At 60.9% G+C, this 25,174-nt stretch carries 24 protein-coding genes; all 24 read right to left on the bottom strand.

Features of this window, described 5'->3' with window-relative positions:
* Positions 1-27: 27 nt before the first annotated feature.
* Entirely contained in the window at positions 28-366 is a 339-nt protein-coding gene (locus AC0L7I_RS11070) for a hypothetical protein (protein WP_473396484.1), read from the bottom strand.
* Positions 367-388: 22 nt separating this feature from the next.
* Complete coding sequence (gene dnaE, locus AC0L7I_RS11065; RefSeq protein ID WP_473396483.1) at positions 389-3,451, bottom strand: DNA polymerase III subunit alpha; 3,063 nt, start codon at positions 3,449-3,451, stop codon at positions 389-391.
* Positions 3,452-3,529: 78 nt separating this feature from the next.
* Positions 3,530-4,219: an ABC transporter ATP-binding protein gene (locus AC0L7I_RS11060; protein ID WP_473396482.1), complete on the bottom strand. Its 690-nt coding sequence runs from the start codon at positions 4,217-4,219 to the stop codon at positions 3,530-3,532.
* Positions 4,219-5,511 (bottom strand): ABC transporter permease, encoded by a 1,293-nt coding sequence (locus AC0L7I_RS11055; RefSeq protein ID WP_473396481.1) that lies wholly within the window; start codon positions 5,509-5,511, stop codon positions 4,219-4,221. The genes AC0L7I_RS11060 and AC0L7I_RS11055 overlap by 1 nt, the downstream gene beginning before the upstream one ends.
* Positions 5,508-6,827: a proline--tRNA ligase gene (gene proS, locus AC0L7I_RS11050; RefSeq protein ID WP_473396480.1), complete on the bottom strand. Its 1,320-nt coding sequence runs from the start codon at positions 6,825-6,827 to the stop codon at positions 5,508-5,510. Before proS ends, AC0L7I_RS11055 begins: the two co-directional genes overlap by 4 nt.
* Positions 6,828-6,876: 49 nt before the next feature.
* A complete protein-coding gene (locus tag AC0L7I_RS11045) occupies positions 6,877-7,110 on the bottom strand; it encodes a DUF1467 family protein (protein ID WP_473396479.1) in 234 nt (77 codons plus the stop codon).
* A complete protein-coding gene (gene mce / locus AC0L7I_RS11040) occupies positions 7,110-7,538 on the bottom strand; it encodes a methylmalonyl-CoA epimerase (protein WP_473396478.1) in 429 nt (142 codons plus the stop codon). The genes AC0L7I_RS11045 and mce overlap by 1 nt, the downstream gene beginning before the upstream one ends.
* 6 nt (positions 7,539-7,544) lie before the next feature.
* The gene (locus tag AC0L7I_RS11035) at positions 7,545-9,230 is read right to left on the bottom strand and encodes a ribonuclease J (RefSeq protein ID WP_473396477.1); all 1,686 of its coding nucleotides are present in this window, start codon (positions 9,228-9,230) and stop codon (positions 7,545-7,547) included.
* Positions 9,231-9,236: 6 nt separating this feature from the next.
* Positions 9,237-10,004 (bottom strand): type III pantothenate kinase, encoded by a 768-nt coding sequence (locus tag AC0L7I_RS11030; protein ID WP_473396476.1) that lies wholly within the window; start codon positions 10,002-10,004, stop codon positions 9,237-9,239.
* A 5-nt stretch (positions 10,005-10,009) separates the two neighbouring features.
* Positions 10,010-10,747 (bottom strand): biotin--[acetyl-CoA-carboxylase] ligase, encoded by a 738-nt coding sequence (locus AC0L7I_RS11025; RefSeq protein ID WP_473396475.1) that lies wholly within the window; start codon positions 10,745-10,747, stop codon positions 10,010-10,012.
* Positions 10,744-12,171, bottom strand: coding sequence for an NADH-quinone oxidoreductase subunit NuoN (nuoN, locus tag AC0L7I_RS11020; protein WP_473396474.1), 1,428 nt, complete (start codon positions 12,169-12,171; stop codon positions 10,744-10,746). The genes AC0L7I_RS11025 and nuoN overlap by 4 nt, the downstream gene beginning before the upstream one ends.
* A 6-nt stretch (positions 12,172-12,177) precedes the next feature.
* A complete protein-coding gene (locus AC0L7I_RS11015; protein ID WP_473396473.1) occupies positions 12,178-13,677 on the bottom strand; it encodes an NADH-quinone oxidoreductase subunit M in 1,500 nt (499 codons plus the stop codon).
* The gene (nuoL, locus tag AC0L7I_RS11010; protein ID WP_473396472.1) at positions 13,677-15,806 is read right to left on the bottom strand and encodes an NADH-quinone oxidoreductase subunit L; all 2,130 of its coding nucleotides are present in this window, start codon (positions 15,804-15,806) and stop codon (positions 13,677-13,679) included. Before nuoL ends, AC0L7I_RS11015 begins: the two co-directional genes overlap by 1 nt.
* 6 nt (positions 15,807-15,812) lie before the next feature.
* Positions 15,813-16,121: an NADH-quinone oxidoreductase subunit NuoK gene (gene nuoK / locus AC0L7I_RS11005; RefSeq protein WP_473396471.1), complete on the bottom strand. Its 309-nt coding sequence runs from the start codon at positions 16,119-16,121 to the stop codon at positions 15,813-15,815.
* A 4-nt stretch (positions 16,122-16,125) separates the two neighbouring features.
* Positions 16,126-16,749: an NADH-quinone oxidoreductase subunit J gene (locus tag AC0L7I_RS11000; RefSeq protein WP_473396470.1), complete on the bottom strand. Its 624-nt coding sequence runs from the start codon at positions 16,747-16,749 to the stop codon at positions 16,126-16,128.
* Positions 16,750-16,798: 49 nt separating this feature from the next.
* On the bottom strand, positions 16,799-17,284 hold the full coding sequence (nuoI, locus tag AC0L7I_RS10995; RefSeq protein WP_340693726.1) for an NADH-quinone oxidoreductase subunit NuoI: 486 nt from the start codon (positions 17,282-17,284) through the stop codon (positions 16,799-16,801).
* Positions 17,281-18,327: an NADH-quinone oxidoreductase subunit NuoH gene (gene nuoH, locus AC0L7I_RS10990; protein WP_473396469.1), complete on the bottom strand. Its 1,047-nt coding sequence runs from the start codon at positions 18,325-18,327 to the stop codon at positions 17,281-17,283. Before nuoH ends, nuoI begins: the two co-directional genes overlap by 4 nt.
* Before the next feature lie 55 nt (positions 18,328-18,382).
* Positions 18,383-20,482: an NADH-quinone oxidoreductase subunit NuoG gene (gene nuoG / locus AC0L7I_RS10985; protein ID WP_473396468.1), complete on the bottom strand. Its 2,100-nt coding sequence runs from the start codon at positions 20,480-20,482 to the stop codon at positions 18,383-18,385.
* Positions 20,483-20,489: 7 nt separating this feature from the next.
* Complete coding sequence (gene nuoF / locus AC0L7I_RS10980) at positions 20,490-21,794, bottom strand: NADH-quinone oxidoreductase subunit NuoF (RefSeq protein ID WP_473396467.1); 1,305 nt, start codon at positions 21,792-21,794, stop codon at positions 20,490-20,492.
* A 3-nt stretch (positions 21,795-21,797) separates the two neighbouring features.
* Positions 21,798-22,547 (bottom strand): NADH-quinone oxidoreductase subunit NuoE, encoded by a 750-nt coding sequence (nuoE, locus tag AC0L7I_RS10975; RefSeq protein WP_473396466.1) that lies wholly within the window; start codon positions 22,545-22,547, stop codon positions 21,798-21,800.
* A complete protein-coding gene (locus AC0L7I_RS10970) occupies positions 22,548-22,997 on the bottom strand; it encodes a VOC family protein (RefSeq protein WP_473396465.1) in 450 nt (149 codons plus the stop codon).
* 3 nt (positions 22,998-23,000) lie between these two features.
* The gene (locus AC0L7I_RS10965; RefSeq protein WP_473396464.1) at positions 23,001-23,342 is read right to left on the bottom strand and encodes a nuclear transport factor 2 family protein; all 342 of its coding nucleotides are present in this window, start codon (positions 23,340-23,342) and stop codon (positions 23,001-23,003) included.
* Positions 23,339-24,544, bottom strand: coding sequence for an NADH-quinone oxidoreductase subunit D (locus AC0L7I_RS10960; RefSeq protein WP_473396463.1), 1,206 nt, complete (start codon positions 24,542-24,544; stop codon positions 23,339-23,341). The genes AC0L7I_RS10965 and AC0L7I_RS10960 overlap by 4 nt, the downstream gene beginning before the upstream one ends.
* Positions 24,544-25,164 carry an NADH-quinone oxidoreductase subunit C gene (locus AC0L7I_RS10955; RefSeq protein WP_473396462.1) on the bottom strand — a complete coding sequence of 207 codons (621 nt, stop codon included), beginning with the start codon at positions 25,162-25,164 and terminating at the stop codon, positions 24,544-24,546. The genes AC0L7I_RS10960 and AC0L7I_RS10955 overlap by 1 nt, the downstream gene beginning before the upstream one ends.
* Positions 25,165-25,174 lie beyond the last annotated feature (10 nt).

The following is a 25,174-nucleotide window of genomic DNA, read 5'->3' as shown; positions in this document are numbered from 1 at the left end:
CCGGCAAGATGCCCGGTTGCCCTTTTGTCAGGCCGCTTTCATGGGTTCCACCCGCTCGACGCCCGGGACATCCTTGAGGGCTCGCTGGGCCTTGAGACCGATCGTATATGTGTCGGCCAGGCGCAGGATTACGGTCCGACCGTCCTCAAGCGGCATTTCGATCAGGATCGCCCCGCGTTCATGATCCTGCAACCGTCCCAGGTGGTTCACGATCCCGGCGATATCGTCAGTGTGGGCGCCCACTGCGAGACGCACCTTGAGCGCACCCATGGATTTCGACAGCCGCGCCGATTCCAGCTGGATAATGCGTTCGGCATTCAGCTTGATCTCATCGCCATTGCGCTTCACGCCAACGGTGATGGCCACCGTATTGCCCACCTGCAACAGGTCATAGCTCTGCTGAAGAGTTCTCGGGGAACACCATCATCTCGACCTCGCCGGTCGGATCGGACAGGGTCAGGAACGCGAACTTGCCACCATTGCGGGCCGGTTTCTCGTTTCGCAGGCGCACGACGCCAATCAGCTCGAGGGGCTTGCCGTCGCTCGCACGGTCCGCAATCTCATAAGCCAGCGTGACCCGTTCCCGGTCGATCCCCTCCAGCACATCGTCGAGCGGGTGGCCTGAAAAGTAGAAGCCGATCGACTTGAATTCCTCGTCCAGTTTCTGCTGCCCGTTCCACGGCTTGCAGGCCGGAAGCGCCGGACGCAGCGCCGGTTCGGCGTCACCGAACAGGCCGCCCTGCCCGCCCTGCCGGTCTTCCGCCGACTTGGTTGCCATCTGGGCGAGGATCGGCGCGGCCCCCAGCACTTTGGCCCGGTTGGCATCCAGCGTGTCAAATGCGCCGGATTTCGCCAGCGACTCGAAGGCCTTCTTGTTGATGTGCCGCGGGTCGACCCGCTCGGCAAAATCGTAGAGATCCGAAAATGTGCCATCGGCCTCACGCAGCGCTTCGACGTGCCGCATCGCTTCGAGGCCAACGCCCTTCAATGCGCCCAGTGCATAGACGACAGCGCCATCGCGCACGTCGAAGTCGGCTGTCGACGTGTTCACGTCCGGCGCCAGGACAGGAATCTTGAGCCGCCGCGCTTCCATGAAAAAGGCCGCCAGCTTGTCGGTATTGCCGAGGTCGAGGCTCATCGAGGCGGCCAGGAACTCCACCGGGAAATGGCGTTTCAGGTAACCCGTATGGTACCCGATCAGCGCATAGGCAGCGGCGTGGGACTTGTTGAAACCGTAGCCCGCAAACTTCTCCATCGTGTCGAAGATTTCGTTGGCGAGCGGCTCGTCCATCTGCTTGGTGGCGGCGGCCCCCTCAACGAACCGCTTGCGCTGCGCGACCATCTCTTCGATCTTCTTCTTGCCCATGGCCCGGCGCAGAAGGTCGGCCTCGCCAAGCGAATAGCCGGCGATTTCCTGCGCCATCCGCATGACCTGTTCCTGGTAAACCGGCACGCCATAGGTGGCTTCCAGCACCGGTTTCAGGTCCGGGTGGGCATATTGCACTCCCTCCGGGTTCTCCTTGCCCTGCACGTAGAGCGGGATGTTTTCCATCGGACCGGGCCGGTAGAGCGAGATGATCGCGATCACGTCTTCGATATTGTTCGGGCGCACCTTGCGCAGCGTGTCGCGCATGCCCGCGCCTTCGAGCTGGAACACGCCCAGCGTGTCGCCGCTCGCCATCAGGTCATAAGTGGGCTTGTCGTCGAGACCCTCCCATTCCGGCCCCACATCCTGTCCACTCCGGCGGATCAGCTTCAGCGCGCGGTCAATCACCGTCAGCGTCTTGAGGCCAAGGAAGTCGAACTTCACGAGGCCTGCCATCTCGGCATATTTCATGTTGAACTGCGAGGCCGGAAGGTCGGCGCGCGGGTCGTTGTAAAGCGGCGCGATTTCGACAAGCGGCCGGTCCGCGATGACCACGCCGGCCGCGTGCGTGCCTGCGTTCCGGTAAAGCCCTTCCAGCGCCAGCGCGATCTTGATCAGTTCGCCGACGCGCGGGTCTTCCGCAATTTCGTCATCGAATTTCGGCTCGTCGTCGATCGCTTCCTGCAGCTTGGGCGGCTTGGCCGGATTGAACGGGATCAGCTTCGCCAGCCGGTCGACCTGGAAATAGGGCATCTGCATCACGCGGCCGACATCGCGCACCACAGCTTTGGCCTGCAGCGTGCCGAATGTGATGATCATCGCGACGCTCTCGGCACCATACTTGTCGCGGACATAGCGGATAACTTCGCTGCGGCGTTCCTGGCAGAAGTCGATGTCAAAGTCGGGCATCGACACGCGTTCCGGGTTCAGGAAGCGTTCAAACAGGAGATCAAAGCGCAGCGGATCAAGATCGGTGATCAGGAGGGACCATGCGACCAGCGAACCGGCACCCGACCCCCTGCCCGGCCCAACCGGGATGTCCTGTTCCTTGGCCCATTTGATGAAGTCGGATACGATCAGGAAGTAGCCCGGAAAGCCCATCCGCTCGATTACGCCGAGCTCGTAGTCCAGCCGCTCAAAATAGGTTTTCCGTTCTGCATAGAGCTTGCCGGCGGCTTTCAGGCGGCCTTCGAGTCCTTCGGTCGCCTGTTTCCTCAATTCCTCGATCTCGGACCGGCCTTCATTGCTGAACGAGGGCAGGATCGGGTCGCGGGTGACGGAACGAACAGAACAACGCCGAGCGATCTCGGACGTGTTCTCCAGGGCCTCCGGCAGGTCGGAAAACAGCGCCGCCATTTCGTCCTGTGTCTTTAGGTATTGCGACGGGCAGACGCGCTTGCGGTCCTCCTGGCCGAGATATTCACCATTGGCGATACACATCAGCGCGTCGTGCGCCGTCGCGTCCGACGGCTTCATGAACCGGGCGTCATGGGTCGCGACGATCGGCAACTCGAGCTCGTATGCAAGATCGATCAGGCCGGCTTCCGTGGCCGCTTCATCGGGCGTCCCGTGCCGCGTGATCTCGACATAACACCGGCCCGGATAGGCGCTCGCCAATGTCGACAACTCGGTGCGGGCATCGGCCACGCGGCCCTTCAGCAGGTGACGCGCGACCTCGCCCTCGGCTCCGCCGGTCAGCAGGATCAGGCCATCGGTCTTGTCCAGCAGCAGGTCGCGGTGCAGCTTCGGGACTCCGTCGTCGGCATCGAGATAGGCCCGCGACGACAGCAGCATCAGGCGCTGGTAGCCGGTTTCGTCTTGCGCGTAGAGCGATACGCGTGTCGGCTCGCTGCGATGACCGCCGTCTGTCACGTCAAAACAGCAGGCCATGATCGGCTGGATCCCGGCCTCTGACATGGTCAGCGATATCTCGAGAGCGCCGAACAGGTTATTACGGTCCGTCACGGCCACGGCCGGCATGGCCTGCCCCAGCAACCAGCCCTTCAGGCCTTTGGGCGTGATCATGCTTTCAAGCAGGGAATAGCTCGACCGCACGGCCAGATGGATGAAGGGCGACTCAGGCAAAACGGGTTCTCCAGCGTGGAAGATACAATGCCGCCCGCGCCGGGGCCAGACCACCCGTCAGCAGCGGCCTTCCACAGCTTATTCCGGCTTGTAGTCCACCAGTTTGCCGTCCTGCAGCGTCAGGACGCGGTCCATGTGCTGGGTCAGGGCAAAATTGTGGGTCGCCACGAGGACAGCGGCGCCTTCGTCCCGCACCATCTTGATCAGCGTCGCAAACACCCGCTCGGTCGTCGCCGGGTCGAGGTTGCCTGTCGGCTCATCGGCGATGACCAGGCGCGGGTCATTGGCCAGCGCCCGGGCAATCGCCACGCGCTGTTGCTCGCCACCGGACATCTGGCCCGGCTGGTGGTGGCCCCTGTCGGCGAGCCCCATAACCTCCAGCAGGGCGTTTGCCTTCTCGCGCGCTGCTTTCTTCTTCACACCGGCGATCATCAGCGGCATTGCGATATTGTCGGCCGCGTTGAATTCGGGAAGCAAATGGTGGAACTGGTAGACGAAACCGATTTTCGAGCGGCGGATGGCGGTGCGGCCCCTGTCGTCCAGCGACAGGCAATCGAGGCCGTCCAGCATCACCTTGCCCGCTTCCGGCCGCTCCAGCAGGCCAGCCGTATGCAGCAGCGTCGACTTGCCGGAACCCGAAGGCCCGACCAGCCCCACCAGTTCCCCGGCATTCAAGCGCAGGTCGGTTCCTTTGAGCACAGGCAGTTCGCCCGCAGCGGTGCGATAGACCCGGTCAATCCCGATCAGTTCAAGCACGGGACCGGCCATTATTCGAACCTCAGCGCACTGACCGGATCCTGGCGCGATGCCCACCAGGCCGGGATGATCGAGACGCCCATCGACATGAACAGGGCGTAGAGGCCCGTCCGGATCACTTCGTGCCAGTCGAGGATCGCCGGCAGGCCCTCAAGGCCATATGTTTCCGCGTCGAACACTTCGCCCTGGACGAACAGGTTGATGAAGTCCTCGACAAACCCGATATTCAGCACGACCATCACGCCGACAAGGACGCCCAACAGAGCACCCAGCGTTCCGAGCACGGTTCCGACCAACAGGAACACCCGCAGCACCCCGTTACGGCCAAGGCCGATGGTCCGCAGGATCGCAATATCCCGCGACTTGTTCTTCACCAGCATCACGACGCCCACGATGATGTTCAGTGTCGCTATCGCCATGATCACCATGACGAGAAGGCGCACCATCGTGCGTTCCACCTGCAGGGCATTGAGATAACTTTCCCGCTGGCTCTTCCAGTCGAATGTGTAAAGCGCATTGCCCGTCGCATTCGCGATGGCGGTCATCGCTTCGTGTGTTTTCTCGGGATCCTTCAACCGTATGTCCAGCATGCTGTAATGGCCCTTGGACTGGAACAGGATCTGCGCCTGCTCCATCGGCATGAACGCATAGAGGCTGTCCAGTTCAACACTGCCGGTCTTGAAGATGTCGCCCACGACATAGGACTTGCTGCGCGGTGTGCCGCCCATCGGGCCGGCCGTCTGCTGGGACGTCACGATCTCGACCTTGTCGCCCGGCCGAATGCCAAGCCCTTCCCGTCCCGCCGCGAGGAAGGCGCCAAGCATGATGACATTTCCGCCATTCCGGCCTTCGCCAAAGCCCGCCGCAATGGCCGACTTTCCACCATCCTTGAGGAACGGCATTGTCGCCAGGTCTTCGGTGCGGATCGCGCGAACGGCTGCACCGGTCTTGCGGCCGTTGGCCGTGATCAGCACGTATTCCTCGAGATAGGGCGTCACGCTGGTGATCCCGTCGATCTCGCGGATCGTACCCGCCAGCGCATTCGCTTCATCCTCGGTATAGCTGCTGACCACGCCGTAGACGTGCGGCTGGCCACCGAGCAGGGCATCCAGCAAGGTCGCGCGAAATCCGCTCATCACCGACATGGTGATGATCAGCGCAGCGACGGCGAAGAAAATCCCGACAAAGGAAATGATCGAAATCAGCGATGCCCCCCCATGCTCGCGCTTGGCCCGCAAATAGCGCCAGGCCAGCGTGCGCTCCAGCTTGCCAAAGGGCGGTGCGACGTGGCCGAGTTCGCTCATTTGGGCGTCACTTTCGTCAGCGCTTCGGCGAAAGGCATCTCCACCTTCTCGCCGGACTTGCGGTGCTTCACCTCGACGACGCCGTTTTCGATGCCACGCGGACCGATAACAATCTGCCATGGCAGGCCGATCAGCTCCATGCGGGCAAACTTGCCGCCGGCGCGCTCATCCGTGTCGTCATAGAGTACGTCCATGCCCGCATCGGTGAGGGCCTTGTAGGCGTCAGCGCAGGCTGCATCGCAAGCCGCATCGCCAACGCGCATATTGATCAGGCCGACATGCCAGGGCGCCACGGATTCCGGCCAGACGATCCCGTTTTCGTCATGGCAGGCCTCGATGATGCCGCCGACAAGACGTGACACGCCAATGCCATAGCTGCCCATCTGCACCGGCACCATCTGCCCGTCCGCCGATTGCACGACCGCATTCATCGGCACGGAATACTTTGTGCCGAAGTTGAAAATATGGCCGACCTCGATGCCGCGCGCCGACACCTGCCGGTCAGCCGGGATAGCGGCAAAGGCCGCCTCGTCATGCATCTCTTCGGTCGCGGCATAGTATCGCGTGCGCTTTTCGACTTCGGCGTTGAGGTCAGCGTCAAAATCAAGGTCAAGGCCCGGCGAAGGCAAGTCCAGAAGGGCCTTGTCGCAGAACACTGCGCTTTCGCCTGTGTCCGCCAGGATGATGAATTCATGACTCATGTCACCACCGATCGGCCCTGTATCGGCGCGCATCGGAATTGCGGTCAGGCCCATCCGGTCGAACGCATTGAGATAGGCGCAGAACATCTTGCGATAGGAGACCCCTGCGTCTTCTTCGGTCAGGTCGAAGGAATAAGCATCCTTCATCAGGAATTCACGGCCGCGCATCACGCCGAAACGCGGGCGAACCTCGTCGCGGAATTTCCATTGCTGGTGATACAGGTTCAGCGGCAGCTGCTTGTAGCTTTTGACATAGGAGCGGAACACGTCGGTGATCAGCTCTTCATTCGTCGGCCCGTAAAGCATGTCCCGGTCATGCCGGTCCTTGATGCGCAGCATCTCCTTGCCATAGTCGTCATACCGGCCGGATTCGCGCCACAGGTCGGCCTGCTGCAAGGTCGGCATCAGCATTTCGATGGCACCGGCGCGGTTCATTTCCTCGCGCACGATCTGCTCGATCTTCTTGAGAACGATGTAGCCCATAGGCAACCATGAATAGATGCCCGCGCCGTTCTGCCGGATCATGCCGGTGCGCAGCATCAGCTTGTGCGAGGCGATGGCCGCATCCGCCGGGGCGTCCTTGGTAACCGGCAGAAAGAATTTCGAAAGACGCATGGATTCCCCGCTAACGCTGAATTTGGCGCTCAACTAGCCGCAGCCGCCCCTAGTCCGCAAGGAGCAGCGGCACAACTAACGCGGCAATTGCCGTCAGGATGACACCGCCAATCGAAGCCCAAAGCGCTTTCTTCAACAGCATCGGATTGACGGGGGCCCCTTCCTCCGTCCCGGGAGTCGCGTCGCCGTCCTCGAACTGCCCGCGAACTCCGATCGGAAGGACCGCGAAGAAGCATATCCACCAGCACATGACAAAGACGACGACGCCGCTCGCAATGCTCATCAGTGGTGGCCTTTTGGCGTTTCCATCAACTCGATCAGGACACCGTTCGAATTCTTCGGGTGAACGAAAATGATCATCGTGCCATGTGCGCCGATACGCGGCTTGCCAAGCACCGTCGCGCCGCGCTTGCCCATCTCGTCAACGGCCTGGTTGATGTCATCGACTTCAAAGCAGACATGGTGCTGTCCGCCCTTCGGGTTCTTGGTAATGAAGTTCGCGATGGGCGATTCAGCATTCAGCGGCTCGATCAGCTCGATCTGCGCGTTCGGCAGGTTCACGAAACAAACCTTCACGCCCTGTTCCGGCATGTCGAACGGCGTGGTGATGTCGGTTGCGCCATAAAGCGTGCGATAGGTGTCGCAGGCTTCTTCGATATCCGGCACGGCAATGCCGACATGGTTCAACGGGCCAATTTTGAATTCGCTCATGGTGCTTCAGCTCCTCAATACAGTCACATCAATCATCGGGCGCCGGCCAAACGTCGCCTCGCAGGCCTTTCGCAGGGCCCGACCTATTTCGCGCTCAACCATGTCATCATCAAGACGGGTCTTGCGCTTCATCTTCCGGACGGCCGCGTCTGCAGCCTCGTCCAGGTCATCCAGGCTTTCATCGGCGAGACGGCCATCAGATTCCGAGAACCCCCGCACGACGACGACTGGGCCGTCAATCACGTCGCCATCCTCATCGATCACGACACTGGCGAGTACCATGCCGTTCTCCGACAGTTTCCGGCGTTCATTCAGCCCCTGCGCGCCTTCCGGAACCAGGAATTTGCCATCGAGCAACAACCGGCCCGCCGGCACGAGGTCGATGACCTCGGCCGGGCCTGGCGCGAGCCGGACAAGGCTACCGTTCTGTGGAGCGATTGCCTGCGGAATCTGGAGCGATTTGGCATAGGCCGCGTGCTCCATGATATGCCTGCGCTCGCCGTGCACAGGCACGGCAATCTCGGGCCGCACCCATTGGTACATCTTCTGCAGTTCGCCCCGGCAGGGGTGTCCTGAAACGTGGATAGGCTCCTTGACCATGCGCGGGGTAATGATGCGCACCCCCTGGTCAGCCAGCGCGTTCTGCATGGCAAAAATTTCGCGTTCATTGCCAGGAATGATCCGCGACGAAAAGATGACGCAATCACCTTCGCCCAGCGAGACATTGCGGTGGTCGTTCCGGGAGATCCGGCCGAGCGCGGCGCGCGCCTCGCCCTGGCTGCCCGTGCAAAGGTAGAGAATGTTCTCAGCCGGAATCGACTTGGCTTCCGATTCATCGACGAATTCGAGATTGCGCGGCAGGATGCCGACGGCCTTCGCAGCATCGGTGATGCGATGCATGCTCCGCCCGACAAGGCACACGCTCCGGCCTGCCAGCTCTGCAGCCTCGATGATGGACTTCACCCGCGCAACATTCGAGGCAAACGTCGTGACAGCCACCGCCTGCGTCTGTTCGGCGATCAGGTCGATCAGGCCTTGTTTGACGCTTTCCTCCGAACCGGATTCGCCGTCTTCGAAAACGTTGGTGGAATTGCAGACCATCGCCAGCACGCCGCGATCGCCGAGTGCCGTCAGGCCCTTGATGTCTGTCGGGCCGCCAATCTGGGGATCCGGATCGATCTTCCAGTCCCCGGTGTGAAGGATCATTCCGGCGGGCGTATCGATGGCGAGCGCGTTCGGCTCGGGGATTGAATGGGTAAGCGTGACGTAGGTCACCGTGAACGGCCCGGCCACTACCGTCCCCCCCATCGCGACCGGTTTCAGCCACCGCGGATCGACTCCGCGCTCCAGCATCTTGGACCGCACGAGTTCCGTCGTGAAGGGCGTTGCATAGATTGGCGCCTTGGTCTTGAGGCGCGGGTACAAAAGGCCGACCGCTCCGATATGGTCTTCATGGGCATGCGTCAGGAAGATTGCGTCGATCTGCTCGCCGATCAGATAATCGGGATCTGCACAGATCAGGTCGATTCCCGGCGTATCCAGGCCTCCGAAGGTGACGCCGACATCCACGAGTATCCACCGCCGCGCATGCGGCGGCCCGTACCCATAGGCATTCAGGTTCATGCCGATCTCCTCGCATCCCCCCAGTGGCAGGAAAACGAGTTCGTCGGATAGCTGTGCTGAATCGGCCATAAGGTCCTATTTGTTACGTTTGTAGATTTCGAGGAGACCGCTGATCAGGATATCAGGGTCGTAGTGGTCAATCGTTTCGCTGGCGCCTTCGAACAGGGACGCGACGCCGCCGGTTGCAACCACCTGCATGGGCTTTCCATACTCGGCCTTGATGCGCCGCACCAGCCCGTCAATCAGGTCGATATAGCCCCAGAATACACCAGACTGCATTGCGCTGACCGTATCCTGGCCAATCACCTGGCTCGGGCGCTGGATCGCGATCCGCGGCAATTGCGCTGCAGCATCGTGCAAGGCGCTAACCGACAGGTTGATACCGGGTGAAATGATGCCGCCTTCAAACCCGCCGTCTTCGGCGACGATGTCAAAAGTGGTCGCGGTGCCGCTGTCGATAACGATGAGGTTTCCCGGATAGGATACATGCGCACCGAGCGCGCTGACGATCCTGTCCGCGCCAACCTGTTCCGGGCGACGAATACGGATTTCCACGCCCGTTTTCAGCGACGGATCCCCGATAAACATGGGTTCGATATTGAGATAGCGCCGCGCGAGGTTGCGGAAGTTGAACACCGCTTGCGGCACAACCGTCGAGATCACGCAGCCATTGATCCTGCTCAGGTCCATGCCGTGCATGTCAGCCAGCCGCCACAACCAGGCGGCATGGTCGTCAGCCGTTTTGCGGGCATCAGTCGCGCTGCGCCACTGGACGAGCCAGTTGTCTCCGTCATGAACACCGAACACAGTGTTCGTGTTACCTACGTCAATCGCAAGCAGCATTGCGCCTACACTCTCCCTACCAGGTTCACATCTCCGGCCCTTATGGTCTGCCGAGCACCATCGGGCAATCTGAGGATGAGGGCCCCGAATTCGTCAATATCTTCAAAGATGCCCTCTATGGGTTCGCCCGACGCCGAAACACGCACTGTCGCCCCGATCCCCTCGGCGCGCTCCAGCCAGGCTTTGCGGAGATCGGCAAACCCTACCCGCGCCTCGCTCAACCGTTGCGAAAAGGCCTTCCGCAGGGCTTCGAGCACCATGTCGGCCGCCACGACCGCGTCTCCGCGGAGTGCTGCTATCGATGTCGCGCTCTGTCCGGCTCCGTCCGGGGCGTGGGTGACATTGATGCCGATACCAGCGGCAACCCAGGTATCCGCGCCCGACCCACCGGTTTCGATAAGGATACCGGACAGCTTTGCCCCGCCAATACGCACATCGTTTGGCCATTTCAGGCGAATGTCGGCGTTCGGTGCAAACAATCGGGCAACGTCGCTGACAGCCAGAGCCGCTGCGAAGGGCAACCGAGACGCCACAACCATCCCGCCGGGCTCGTGAAACAATGCCGTCGCGAACAGGTTGCCGACGGGGGAAATCCAGTTTCGCTGGAGCCGCCCGCGACCGGCCGACTGGGCCTCCGCGACGAGCCATGTATCGGAAAATCCGCCTGCGGTCGCACGCCGCTTCGCCTCGGAATTGGTGCTGTCAATGGCGCCGAGGTGATGAACGGGCCAGTCCAGACTCAAGAGGCTAATCCCAGAGCGGCGTCATACGCCCATTGCGAGAGCTGGTTGATGAACACAAGGAACAGGATACCTGCGACGAACGCCGAGGCAAGCACAGTCAATGTCACCGATCCATCAATCGATTCAAAACGCTCTTTCGGCTCGTCGAACCACATGATCTTCACGATGCGCAGGTAGTATCCGAGCGATACGACAGACGCGACCACGAGGATGATCGCCAATGGCAGCAAGCCCGCCTCGATACCGGCGTTGAACACTTCCCATTTCCCGAAGAAACCGCCGAACGGGGGCAAGCCGGCGATAGAGAAAATCAGGATCGACAGGGCGATCGCAAGCCACGGACGCGAGCTGATGAGACCGCCGAGTTCGTCGATGCTCTCGACCATGCCACCGCGGCGGCGCATCGCCAGGACACCGGCGAACAAACCGAGCGACGAAACCACATAGAGCGTCATGAAGATCAACAACGCCCCGGCACCGCTCGCCTGGCCTGCGGCGACCGCCACCAGTGCATAGCCCACATTGGCAATCGAGGAATATCCGAGAAGGCGTTTGATATTGGTCTGTGTCAGAGCGCCGAACGAGCCGATGATCATCGACAGGCCGGCAATGATCGCGACGATCATCTGCCACTCGTCCATCACGTCGCCAAAGGCCGTGAACATCACGTTCGCGAAGACCACCATCGAGGCCATTTTCGGGGCCGACGCGAAGAAAGCGCCGACGGGGGTCGGTGCGCCTTCATAGACATCCGGCGTCCATACGTGCATCGGCGCCGCTGAAACCTTGAACGCCAATCCCACGATCATCAGGACCATGCCGAACATCAGCCCGATTGACGGCGCAGCACTCGAAATGCCTGCATAATGCGTTGTGCCAGCAAAACCGTACACAAGCGAGGCGCCGTAGAGAAGCATGCCGGAGGCAAGTGCACCGAGCACAAAATACTTGAGGCCCGCTTCCGAAGACCGCGCCGAGTCCCGGTGGAAAGCGGCCAGCACGTAGGACGACAGGCTGAGTGTCTCGATGCCCATGTAAAGCGTCATCAAGTCGGCGGCCGACAGGATCATCCCCATCCCAAGGCTCGCGAAGATGGTCAGCAGCACGTATTCATAACGGATCGTGTCATGGCGCTTCAGGAAGCCTTCGGACATCACCAACGCAAAACCGCCCACCGTGAAGCTGACGAACTTCGCGAAGTTCACGAAAGTGTTCGTGTGCACCAGCCCACCGAACGCCTCGCCGCCCTGATAGAACATGAGCGATAGCGCGGCCGCTCCGAACAGGGTTAGTGCGCCGAATTTGAAAGACAATGCGTTGAACCGGTCCTTCAGGACCGCGCCCAGCAGCACGCCGAGCAGTCCCGCCGCCGCGAGCCAAAGCTCCGGGCCGATTGCAACGATCATGGCAGTATAGTCGAGCATGGGCCGTCAGCCTCCGACCATCAGGGACAGAACGCGGTTCGTTGCCCCTTCAGTAATGTTGAAAATCAGGTTCGGCGCGACGCCGAACAATAGTGTGAGCAGCGCAAGCGGCACGATGCAGATCAGTTCGATCAAATTCATGTCGCTAATGTCGTTGAGCTTCGGGTTGGTGATCTCCCCGAACACGGTGCGACGGTACAGCGTCAGCATGTAGACGGCTGAGAAGATCACGCCCAGCGCGGCGCCTGCCGCGGCCCATGTTGCTGCCTGGAAACCACCGACCATGGTGAGGATTTCGCCGACGAACCCGCTCGTGCCCGGCAGGCCGACATTGGCCATGCTGAACAGCATGAACAATGTGGCATAGACAGGCATCCGGTTGACCAGGCCACCATAGGCCGCAATCTCGCGTGTGTGCATGCGGTCGTAAACCACGCCGACAATCAGGAACAGCGCGCCGGAAATCAGGCCGTGGCTCAGCATCTGGAAGATCGCGCCCTGCACGCCAACCTCGTTGAACGAGAAAATGCCGAGCGTCACAAATCCCATGTGTGCCACCGACGAATAGGCGATGAGCTTCTTCATGTCCGTCTGGCGCCACGCGACCAGCGACGTGTAGACGATGGCGATCACCGCCAAAGCGAACATGGCCGGCTGGAACAGATGGCTCGCATCCGGGAACATCGGCAGCGAGAACCTGAGGAAGCCGTAGCCGCCCATCTTCAGCAGCACGCCAGCCAGGATGACCGAGCCAGCCGTGGGTGCCTGGACGTGGGCGTCAGGCAACCATGTATGGACCGGCCACATCGGCAGCTTCACCGCGAAGGAGGCCGCAAAGGCCAGCCACAGCCATGTCTGGATATGCGGCGGGAACGCAAACTTTTCGAGGATTTCAATGTCCGACGAACCGGCAGCCTGGAACATGTAGACGACCGCCACCAGCATCAGCAGCGAGCCCAGAAGCGTATAAAGGAAGAACTTGAACGCCGCGTAGATCTTTTCCTTGCCGCCCCAGATGCCGATGATCAGGAACATCGGGATCAGCCCGGCTTCGAAGAAAATATAGAACAGGACGATATCAAGTGCCGCGAACACGCCGAGCATGAACGTCTCGAGCACCAGGAACGCGACGACATATTCGGTTACGCGCGTATTGATCGAGTTCCAGCTGGCCAGCAGGCAGATCGGCGTCAGGAAGGTCGTCAGCAGGATGAGCGGCATCGACAGGCCATCGATCCCGACCTTGTAGGTGATCTCGCCATACCAGGCATATTGCTCAACGAGTTGGTAGCCGACCGCACTGGAATCGAATGTCAGGAAGGCTGCAACCGACGCAACAAATGTCGCGCTGGAGATGATCAGGCCCGCCAGCAAGGCGGCACGGCTGTCCTTGCCGGCTTCCTCGCTGCTGAAACTGCCTGCAGTTGCCGAGCGCACACCCATGATGATGAGCGCGCCGATCAGCGGCAGGAAGACAACCGCCGAAAGAATGGGAAAACCGCCCATCAGTTAACTCCTCCAGCCCGCAACCACATGACGGCGCCGAGTACCAGCGCAGCTCCAATGATCACGAACGCATAATGATACAGGTAGCCAGTGTGCATCGCGGAGACACGCCGGGCACCCCAGCGCGTGAGCGATGAAACGCCGTCGGGTCCGACGCCGTCGATGATCTTCTTGTCGGCCTTCCAGAACAGGTTCCCGAGAAGCGCCGAGCCCTTGATGAGCGTCGCGTTGTACAGTTCGTCGAAATACCATTTGTTCGAAAACAGGGCATGAAGCGGCCCGCCGCTGTCGGCGATGCGCTTTCCGAATCCGCGATTGAAGAAATAAGTCAGCGTCGCAATCAGGAAGCCGGCAAGCGTGACAGCCAATGGCGCCCACAGCACCCATTCGGGCACGTTATGCCGGTCGTGCAGCACGTGGTTCTCGGCAGCCGAATAAATGGCGCCGCCCCAGAATGCGCTTTCCTTGCCGCCGACAAACCAGTCGTGGAAATAGAAGCCGGCGAAAACCGCTCCCAGGCTCAGCAGGGCCAGCGGCACAAGCATGATGGCCGGGCTCTCGTGCGGCACGTGCGCATGGTCGTCATGGGCGTGTCCATGGTCGTCCGCCGCAGCATGCCCATGATCGTCATGATGCTCTGCAGATGCCTGCGGCCCGTGGAACGTCATGTAGATGAGGCGCCAGGAATAAAAGCTGGTGAGCAGTGCCGCGACGATGCCGAACCAGAAGGCAACCTGGCCGAACATGACGTGATGTTCTCCGGCAGCAAACGCACTCTCCAGGATCGCGTCCTTCGAGAAGAAACCCGAGAATCCGATGAGTGTATGCGGAATGCCCAGGCCGATGATGGCAATCGTGCCTATCAGCATCGCCGCATAGGTCAGCGGCATGAATTTCACGAGACCGCCCATGCGCCGCATGTCCTGCTCGTGGTGCATGCCATGAATGACCGAACCTGCGCCAAGGAACAGCAGCGCCTTGAAGAAGGCGTGCGTGAACAGGTGGAACATCGCGGCTTCATAGGCGCCGATGCCTGCTGCAAAGAACATGTAGCCGAGCTGCGAACAGGTCGAATAGGCAATCACGCGCTTGATGTCATTCTGCGCCATGCCGACCGTCGCGGCATAGAGCGCCGTGACCGCACCCACAATCGTCACCATGCCGGCAGCATAGAGTGTGTGCTCGTACAGGGGCGAGAGAAGGCAAACCAGGTAGACGCCTGCGGTCACCATGGTCGCAGCGTGGATCAGGGCCGAAACAGGTGTCGGGCCTTCCATGGCGTCCGGCAGCCAGACGTGAAGGAAGAACTGGGCCGACTTGCCCATTGCGCCGATGAACAGGAGTACGCCGATCAGCTCGAGCGCGTAGACGCGCTGCCCGAGGAACTCGATGATCGCCTCCTGCGCCGGCGCCGCTTCCGCGAAAGCCAGCGGCGTCACCACTGCGTTCTCGCGAATGGCAGCCAATACAGGTTCGAATTCGACCGATCCGAACACGAAGAACACGGCCATGATGCCGAGCGCGAGGCCGAAATCACCCACCCTGTTGGTCACGAATGCCTTGATCGAGGCGTCGTTGGGGGCCTTCTTCGTGTACCAGAACCCGATCAGCAGGTAGGACGCCAGGCCAACACCTTCCCAACCGAAGAACAGCTGGATGAAATTATCCGCCACGACAAGCGACAGCATCGCGAAAGTGAACAGCGAGAGGTAGGCAAAAAAGCGCGACCGATGCGGGTCTTCGCTCATGTAGCCCCACGAATAGAGGTGCACGAGTCCGGACACGCCGGTGATCACGGCCATCATCACGATGGACAGCGTATCGACGCGGATCGCCCAGTTCGCCTGGAACGCGCCAACATCAATCCAGGGCATCAAGGTGATGACATGCGCGCCATTGGCAGCAACCGCTTCAACCGCATGACCAGCCGCTTCGCCATGGCCTTCCGCGCCGCCGATACCGGCCGCATAGGCAAACAGCTGGAACAGCGACAACGCGCCGGCAGCAAGCACGACACCCGTCGTCAGGAACATGACCGGCCCATCGCCGATCTGCTTGTGAACGAGGCCTGTCAGCGCCACGATTCCGGGCGCAAGCACGATAAAGAGAATGAAGATATCCGGCAGCATCAGCCTCTAACCTTTCATCAGGTCGACATTCTCGACCGCAATATCCCCGCGATTGCGGAAATAGACGACGAGAATGGCAAGGCCGACAGCCGCTTCAGCTGCCGCCACGGTCAAGACCAGCATGGCGAAGATCTGCCCGGCGATGTCGCCGTTGAAGACCGAGAACGCGATCAGGTTCAGGTTCACCGACAGGAGGATCAGTTCGATCGCCATCAGGATGACGATGATGTTCTTCCGGTTCACGAATATGCCCACGACCCCGATCGTGAACAGCGCCGCCGAGACGGCGAGAAAATGGGAAAGTCCAAGGTCCATGATATCAGATCCCCTGCCCGGAGCTCGGGTCTTTCAATTCGAAAGCGTCTGAACGACGACGCGATGTCTGCTTGGCAATGTTCTGGCGCTTGGTTCCGGGGCGATGCCGCAGTGTCAGTACGATGGCGCCGATCATGGCGACCAGAAGGATGAGTCCCGCCATCTGGAACAGCAGCATGTATTGCGTGTACATCACCTGCCCGATGGCCTCGGCATTGGTTGCCGCACCGGGCGAAGCATCAAACGCACCAACATGGTTTTCGAGGCCCGCAAATGAAGCGAGCACGATTTCGGCGAGGAATACCGCGCCAACCAAGAGGCCGAACGGCAAATAACTCAAAAAGCCTTGTTTCAGTTCGACAAAATCAACGTCCAGCATCATCACCACGAACAGGAACAGCACGGCCACGGCGCCGACATAGACGACGACAAGAAGCATGGCGAGGAACTCGGCCCCGATCAGCACGAGCAGGCCCGCCGACGTGAAGAACGCAAGGATCAGGAACAGGACCGAATGCACGGGATTGCGCGCCGCGATCACCATGACCGCAGACAAGACCACGATCGTGGCCAGTATCCAGAATGCGTAAACTGCCAAAGCCCTCAAAGCCCCTATTTCGTGAAGCATGAGAGGCGCCTGCCTCCGTGCTCCGGTTCAGTCATTCTGCAAGGCGGCCCTAACGATAGGGCGCGTCCAGCTCCAGGTTCTTCGCGATCAGACGTTCCCACCGGTCGCCATTCGCAAGCAGGCGGTCCTTGTCGTAGAAAAGTTCTTCACGCGTCTCGGTCGCAAATTCGAAGTTCGGCCCTTCGACGATGGCGTCGACCGGGCAGGCCTCCTGGCAGAAGCCGCAATAGATGCACTTCACCATGTCGATATCATAGCGCGTCGTCCGGCGCGCGCCGTCCTCGCGCGGTTCGGCCTCAATCGTGATGGCCTGCGCAGGACACACAGCCTCGCACAGCTTGCAGGCGATGCAGCGCTCTTCCCCGCTCGGGTAGCGGCGCAACGCGTGTTCACCCCGGAAACGGGGGCTGAGCGGGTTCTTTTCAAACGGATAGTTCACGGTCGCCTTGCGGCGGAACATTTCCCGCAGCGCCGACCAGAAAGCCCCGATGAAATCGGTCAGCAGCGCGCCGCGAATGGTCTGCGCAATGCTCATGACTGTACTCCAGTATAAACAACGTAGCCCGCCACGATCAGAACGGCTGCGAGCGATGTCGGCAGGAAGATTTTCCAGCCCAGGCGCATCAGCTGGTCATAGCGGTAACGGGGCACGATGGCCTTCACCATTGCAAACATGAAGAAGAAGAACAGGATCTTCAGCATGAACCAGAACAGGCCCGACAGGCTGAGCAGGAGGGGCGGCCAATCCTGCACCGCGTCTCCGAGAGCAATCGGGCCGTGCCATCCACCAAGGAAGAGGACGGTCATCATCGCGCACATCAGCACGATGTTGAGATACTCGCCCAGCATGAACAGGAGATACGGCGTCGAGCCGTATTCTACCTGATAACCGGCGACGAGTTCGGATTCTGCTTCAGGCAGGTCGAATGGGGGGCGGTTCGTCTCTGCCAGCGCCGAGATGAAGAACATCACGAACATCGGGAACATGACGAAGATCAGTGGAAAATATTGCAAGCTGAAAGCGTGCCAGTTCCAGAAACCGCCAGCCTGGTTCTCGACGATGACGCTCAGATTCATCGAGCCGGTCAGGAGGATGACAGTGACGATGATGAAGCCGATCGAAACTTCATAGGACACCATCTGTGCGGCCGAACGCAGCGCGCCAAGGAACGGGTATTTCGAGTTCGACGCCCAACCGCCCATGATGATGCCGTAGACGCCAAGCGAACTGATGGCAAAAAGGTACAGCACGCCGACATTGAGGTTCGACACGACCCAGCTGGTTCCCGACACCGTTCCCGGCGCAACGGGAATGGCCGCCCAGGCTACGAAGGACAGCGTACAGGTCAGTATCGGCGCGAGGATGAACACCGTCTTGTTCGCTCCTGCCGGAATGACGATTTCCTTGAGCAGGAATTTCCCGAAGTCTGCAAACGACTGAAGCAAGCCAAACGGACCGACGACATTCGGCCCCTTCCGCATCATGACAGCAGCCCAGACTTTCCGGTCCAGCAAGAGCAGGAAGGCAATCGACAACAACAGGACAAGGGTGAACAGGCCGATCTGGCCAAGCACCATCCAGAAGCCGGTAAAGTCGCCGAAAGAACTCGATGAGATTGCTCATGCCGCCGCCCTACTCCGCTGCTACCGGAGTGTCTAGGGCCGTGCTGAGCGCTGAGCACTCCGCCATGGTCTTGGACGCCCGTGCGATGGGATTGGTCAGGTAGAAATCATCGATTACTGCGGCAAAACGGTCCGCCTTGATTGCGCCGCCAGCACCGCTGACAGCAGCCAGGAGTGCACTGACGCCGCTTGCGCCCGGCGCAAAGCCATGTCCGGAAAAGACTGTGCTTTCACCTTCCGCGCCGCGCAGGCCGGCCCGCAAAGCGTCGGCGGTATCATAAGGCAGCGTCTTGCCCATGACTTGCGACAGCGCGCGGAAAATGGCCCAGCCCTCACGGGCTTCGCCCTTCGGCTGGACGGCGCGATTCGTCGTCTGGACGCGCCCTTCCGTGTTCACATAGGTGGCGTCCAACTCGGTGAAGGTTGCGCACGGCAGGATAATGTCTGCGCGGGCTGCGCCCGCATCGCCATGCGACCCGACATAGATCACGGTCGCGCCGCCGAGACCGGACAGGTCCGCTTCGTCTGCGCCGAGCAGGACAACCGTTTCCATCCCGCCGCCGAGAATGGCGCCGGTCGCCTTGCCGTTGTCGCCCGGCACGAAACCGGTATCGAGAGCGCCCACACGGCCTGCTGCATTGTGCAGGACGCCAAATCCGGCCCAGCCATCAGCGACGGCGCCGACGTCCTGCGCCAGTTTCTGGGCAACGTCCAGGATGGTCTGGCCATCTTCGCGGCACAGCGCGCCTTCACCGACAACGACCATCGGGCGCTTGGCATCCTTGAGAACCTTGTAGAAGTCGCTGCCAGACAGGTTGGCCAGCGCGTCGCCGCCAATGCCAAGATGGTCGTACTCATAGGTCAGGTCAGCCGCTTCGCCGATCACGCCGACCTTCAGGTCGCCCCACAGCCACGACTTGCGGATACGGGCATTCCAGACTGCCGCCTCGACGCGCGGGTTGGTGCCGATCAGCAGCAGTGCATCGGCCTCTTCCACGCCCATCAGCGTCGGATTGAGGATATAGCGCTCTCGCACGCCATCGGCGCCATACTCGGCGCCTGCCGGGCGGCAGTCCGTGTTTTGCACGCCGAGCGCGCGGAACAGGTCCAGCGCGGCCTTGGCCTGCTCCACTTCGATCAGGTCGCCGGCAACAACGCCGATCTTTTCTGCGGGCGCTGATAGCGCCGTCTGCGCAGCAGCAAACGCCTCGCCCCAGGTCGCAGGCACGAGCTTGCCGTTGACGCGCACATAAGGTTTGTCGAGGCGCTGGCGGGCAAGCCCGTCCCAGACGAAGCGGGATTTGTCCGAAATCCACTCCTCGTTCACTTCCTCATTGGTCTCCGGCAGGATCCGCATCACACCGTCACCCTTGGCATCAATGCGGATCGACGCGCCCATGGCATCCATCACGTCAATCGACGAGGTCTTGCGCAGCTCCCACGGGCGCGCATTGAAGGCGTAGGGCTTGGAGGTCAGCGCGCCGACCGGGCAGAGGTCGATGACATTGCCAGACAGTTCCGAAGTCAGCGACTTTTCAAGATAGGTCGTGATCTCTGCACTCTCGCCGCGCGAGATCATGCCGATTTCCTCAACACCGGCGACTTCAGCGGCAAACCGGATACAGCGCGTGCACTGGATGCAGCGCGTCATGATCGTCTTGACCAGCGGCCCCATATTCTTGTCTTCGACGGCGCGCTTGTTTTCGTCATAGCGGCTGCCGCCCCGGCCATAGGCCATGGCCTGGTCCTGCAGGTCGCATTCGCCGCCCTGGTCACAGATCGGGCAATCCAGAGGGTGGTTGATCAGCAGGAATTCCATCACGCCATTGCGGGCCTTCTGGACATAGTCGCCCTTGGTCCGCACGTTCGGTGCCGATCCGTCCCGGTTCGGGCGCATGTCGCCAACGGTCTGGGCGCACGAGGCAATCGGCTTCGGCGCGCCTTCCCACTCGACGAGGCACATGCGGCAATTGCCAGCGACAGAGAGGCGCTCATGATAACAAAACCGCGGAATCTCGGCGCCCGCTTCCTCGCACGCCTGCATCAGCGTGTAGTGCTTGGGCACCTCGATGTCCTGGCCATCGATATTGAGCTTGAACGTGTCGGTCATATCTTCCCTACTCCGCCGCGATCACTGCGCCCTGCACCATGGCGCGGGGCAGACGGTATTCATTGATACGGGCTTCGATTTCTGGCCGGAAATGGCGGATCAGGCCCTGGATCGGCCAGGCCGCAGCGTCGCCGAGCGCACAGATCGTGTGGCCTTCGACCTGCTTGGTCACGTCGAGCAGCGTGTCGATCTCGTCATGCTCGGCCTCGCCCTTCACCATCCGCTCCATCACCCGCCACATCCAGCCGGTGCCTTCCCGGCACGGCGTGCACTGGCCGCAGGATTCGTGCTTGTAGAAGTAAGCGAGGCGCGCGATCGCCTTGATCAGGTCGGTATCTTTATCCATCACGATGACGGCCGCCGTGCCGAGACCCGACTGCAGGTCGCGCAGCGTGTCGAAATCCATATAGGCGTCCATGATCTGCTCGGCCGGAACCATCGGCACGGACGACCCGCCCGGGATCACCGCCTTGAGGTTGTCCCAGCCGCCGCGAATGCCGCCGCAATGGGTGTCGATCAGGTCACGGAACGTGATCGACATTTCTTCTTCCACATTGCACGGCTTGTTCACGTGGCCGGAAACGCAGAACAGTTTGGTGCCGGAATTGTTCGGGCGCCCGAAGCCGGCAAACCATTCCGCGCCGCGCCGCAGGATCGTCGGTGCAACCGCGATCAATTCAACATTGTTCACGGTCGTCGGGCAGCCATAGAGACCCGCATTGGCGGGGAATGGCGGCTTCATGCGCGGCTGGCCCTTCTTGCCTTCAAGGCTTTCGAGCAGCGCGGTTTCTTCCCCGCAAATATAGGCACCGGCGCCATGGTGGACGTAGATGTCGAAATCCCATCCGTTTACGTTGTTCTGGCCGATCAGCTTGGCCTCATAGGCTTCCTTGATCGCCGCTTCCATGGCGTGACGCTCGGCAATGTATTCGCCGCGCAGGTAAACATAGCATTTGTGGGCGCGCATCGCGCGGCTCGCCACCATGCAGCCTTCGATCAACAGGTGCGGATCGTGCCGCATGATCTCGCGGTCCTTGCAGGTGCCCGGCTCGGACTCGTCCGCGTTGACGACGAGGTAATGCGGGCGCTCGCGCACCTCTTTCGGCATGAAGGTCCATTTCAGGCCGGTCGGGAAGCCGGCGCCGCCGCGGCCGCGCAGGCCGCTCGCCTTGATCTGGTCGCAGATCCAGTCAGGCCCAAGCGCAAGCATCTCGCGCGTCAGGTGCCAGGCGCCACGCTTTTGCGCCGCTTCCAGACCCGGTGAATGGAGCCCGTAAAGATTGGTGAAGATGCGGTCCTTGTCCTGCAACATGTCCTAGTCCTCATCGCTCTTTTTTGTGGCGGCCCCGTCGCTCTTCGGCAGCAAGGTCGTCTTCGCAGCCGGTGCGGCTTGAGCAGCCTCTTCAGGCGCCGCCGCAGGCAGGTTCGGCAGCACGGAAACCTTGTTCCGCGTGCCGTCGAACAGGTGCGGCTCGGTCAGCACGGTCGTGCCGCCTTCCGGTCCGCTGTTCACCCGGTCGATCTGCGGCCCCGGATGCGCTTCAGCGCCATTTTTCAACTTGGATATGATGTTGGTGAAGCTGTCGGCCGACAGGTCTTCGTAATAGTCGTCATTGATCTGCGCCATTGGCGCGTTGACGCAGGCGCCCAGGCACTCGACCTCTTCCCAGGACAGGCGCTTGTCGTCGGTGACATACATCGCCGGGCCGATTTCCTTCTTGCACACGTCCTTGAGCGATTCCGCGCCCCGCAGCATGCACGGCGTCGTCCCGCATAGCTGGATGTGGAATTTGCCCACCGGCTGCATCCGGAACATCGTGTAGAAGGTCGCGACTTCGTAGACGCGGATATAAGGCATCTCCAGGCGGTCGGCGACTTCGCGCATCGCCGGTTCCGACAGCCAGCCATTATTGTCCTTCTGGGCCAGCCACAGCATCGGGATCACGGCCGAGCGCTGCCGGTCTGCCGGGTACTTCGCCCGCCAGAACGCAATCTTGTCCTCAGTCTCGGGCTTGAAAGCGAACGTGTCGCCCCCAGCCTCGATATCAAACCGGCGCAATGCCATCTAAACGTCCTCCGTGGAGGGCAGCACAACGCGGCCTGCCTCATCCAGTGTCCAAAACGGGTTGAAAGCGACTTCCCAGGCATTGCCTTCGGGGTCCGCAAAATATCCGGAATAGCCGCCCCAGAAAGCCTTGTGCGGCGCAGTGGTGATTTTCACGCCGGCCGCCTCGAGCCGACCGAAAATGGCGTCCACTTCTTCAATCGACCGCGCATTGTAGGCCAGCGCGACGCCCTTGAAATCGCCGGCGCGATTGTGCGGCAAGCCGGCATCCTTGGCCAACTTGTTCTCTTCCCAGAGGCCGAGCATGAATCCGCCCATGTCGAACAGTGTCATCCCTTCAGGGCCGACATTCCGGAAGCCGACAACGTCTTCATAGAACGCCGTCAGGGCTGCGCGGTCCTGCACGCCCAGCGTCATGATCGAAAGACGGTGTTCCGGGAAGACTGCCATCAATCAGCTTCCCCGCGCAAAGTCGACGCGGGCGATCTTGCCGTCGCGGATCGTATAGATTGCAGCCACTTCAAACGGCTCGCCACCGGGAAACCGTTCGACCTTTTCGTGATCGACAACCGCCGACCCAAGGTCGATCCGGTTCACGAGCTCGGCGCGGTTCTGAGGGTGCTCGGCAAACAGGTCCTTGTGGCGGGCCCGAATCGCATCGCGCCCTGTTTGGGTCACCGCGCCATTCAGGCCGGACAGTATCGCGTCATCGGCATAGCACGCCATGAAGGCGTCGATGTCCTGCGCATTATAGGCGTCAAGCTGGCGCTGGATCAGGTCGGACGACTTGCTCACCGGTCAACCTCCCCGAACACGATATCGAGAGAACCGAGAATTGCCGAAACGTCGGCCAACATGTGGCCCTTCGACAGATGGTCCATGGCCTGCAGGTGCGGAAAGCCTGGTGCGCGAATCTTGGCGCGGTACGGCTTGTTGGTACCATCGGAGACAAGATAGACGCCGAATTCACCCTTCGGCGCTTCGATTGCCGCGTAGCATTCGCCGGCCGGCACGTGGAAGCCTTCCGTGTAGAGCTTGAAATGGTGGATCAGCGCTTCCATCGAATTCTTCATCTCGGCGCGTCGCGGCGGCGACAGTTTCGAACTCTTGGGCAGGACAGGTCCCGGACCTTCCTTTGCCATCAGCTCGATACATTGCTGGATGATCTTCGTGGACTCCTTCATCTCCTCCATGCGGCAAACATAGCGATCGTAATTGTCGCCGTTCTTGCCGACCGGAATTTTGAAGTCGAGTTCGTCATAGCATTCATAAGGCTGCGACCGTCGCAGGTCCCACACCAGCCCCGAGCCCCGGACCATTACGCCGGTAAAGCCCCATTCCATGATCGTCTTCACGTCCACGACACCGATATTGGCGTTGCGCTGCTTGAAGATGCGGTTCTCGGTGATCAGCGATTCCAGGCGGTTCATCGCCACCGGGAAGTGAAGGCACCATTCTGCAATATCGTCGATCAGAGACTGCGGCAGGTCCTGGTGCACGCCGCCTGGGCGGAAATATGCCGCGTGCATGCGGCTGCCCGAAGCGCGCTCATAAAAGACGCACAGCTTTTCGCGCTCTTCGAAGCCCCAGGTGATTGGCGTCAAGGCGCCAACGTCCATCGCCTGCGTGGTCACATTCAGGATGTGCGACATGATCCGGCCGATCTCGGAAAACATCACGCGGATCAGGCTCGCCCGGCGCGGCACCTTGATGCCCATCAGCTTTTCGATCGCCAGGCACCAGGCGTGCTCCTGGTTCATCGGCGAGCAATAATCCAGCCGGTCATAGTATGGCAGGCCTTGCAGGAAGGTCTTGTATTCAAGCAGTTTTTCCGTGCCGCGGTGCAGCAGGCCGATATGGCTGTCGATCCGGGTGACGACTTCGCCGTCAAGATCCATGATCATGCGCAGAACGCCGTGCGCGGCCGGGTGTTGCGGGCCGAAGTTCAGTGTGAACTTGCGCTCCTCATCGATGGAAGTGTGGATCGTGTCGGCCATTATTCAGGTGCCTCCTCGGAGACGGCTTTCTCATCGCCGGGAATCTCGGCTGTCATGCCTTCCCATGGCGAGAGGAAATCGAAATTCCGGTATTCCTGCGTCAGCTGGACCGGCTCATAGATCACGCGCTTTTCAAGATCGTCGTAGCGAACCTCATAATGGCCCGTCAGCGGGAAATCCTTGCGCAGCGGATACCCTTCGAACCCGTAATCGGTGAGAATGCGGCGCAGGTCCGGATGGTCGGAAAACTGGATCCCGTACATATCGAACGCCTCCCGCTCGAACCAGTTCGCGGCCGGCCACAGCGCCGTGAGGCTCGGCACCGGCGTTTCCTCATCGGTGCGGATGCGCACCCGGATGCGCTGGTTCATGCGCATAGACAGGAGGTGGTAGACGACTTCGAACCGGTCGGAACGCTCCGGATAGTCGACCCCGCAAATGTCGATCAACGTCTCGAAATTGCATTGCTGGTCGTCGCGCAGGAAACGTAGCAAATGCACGATATGGTCGCGCTCGGCCAGCAGGGTCAGTTCGCCAACAACGATCTGGGACGCACGCACGGCATCGCCCTGCGTCGCCTCGATATGGGCTGCGAGATCTTCCAGCGCTTCGATATTCATCTTGGTTCCC

Source organism: Hyphomonas sp. J20-32, from assembly GCF_055808555.1.
This window is presented reverse-complemented; position numbering and strand designations above follow the sequence as displayed.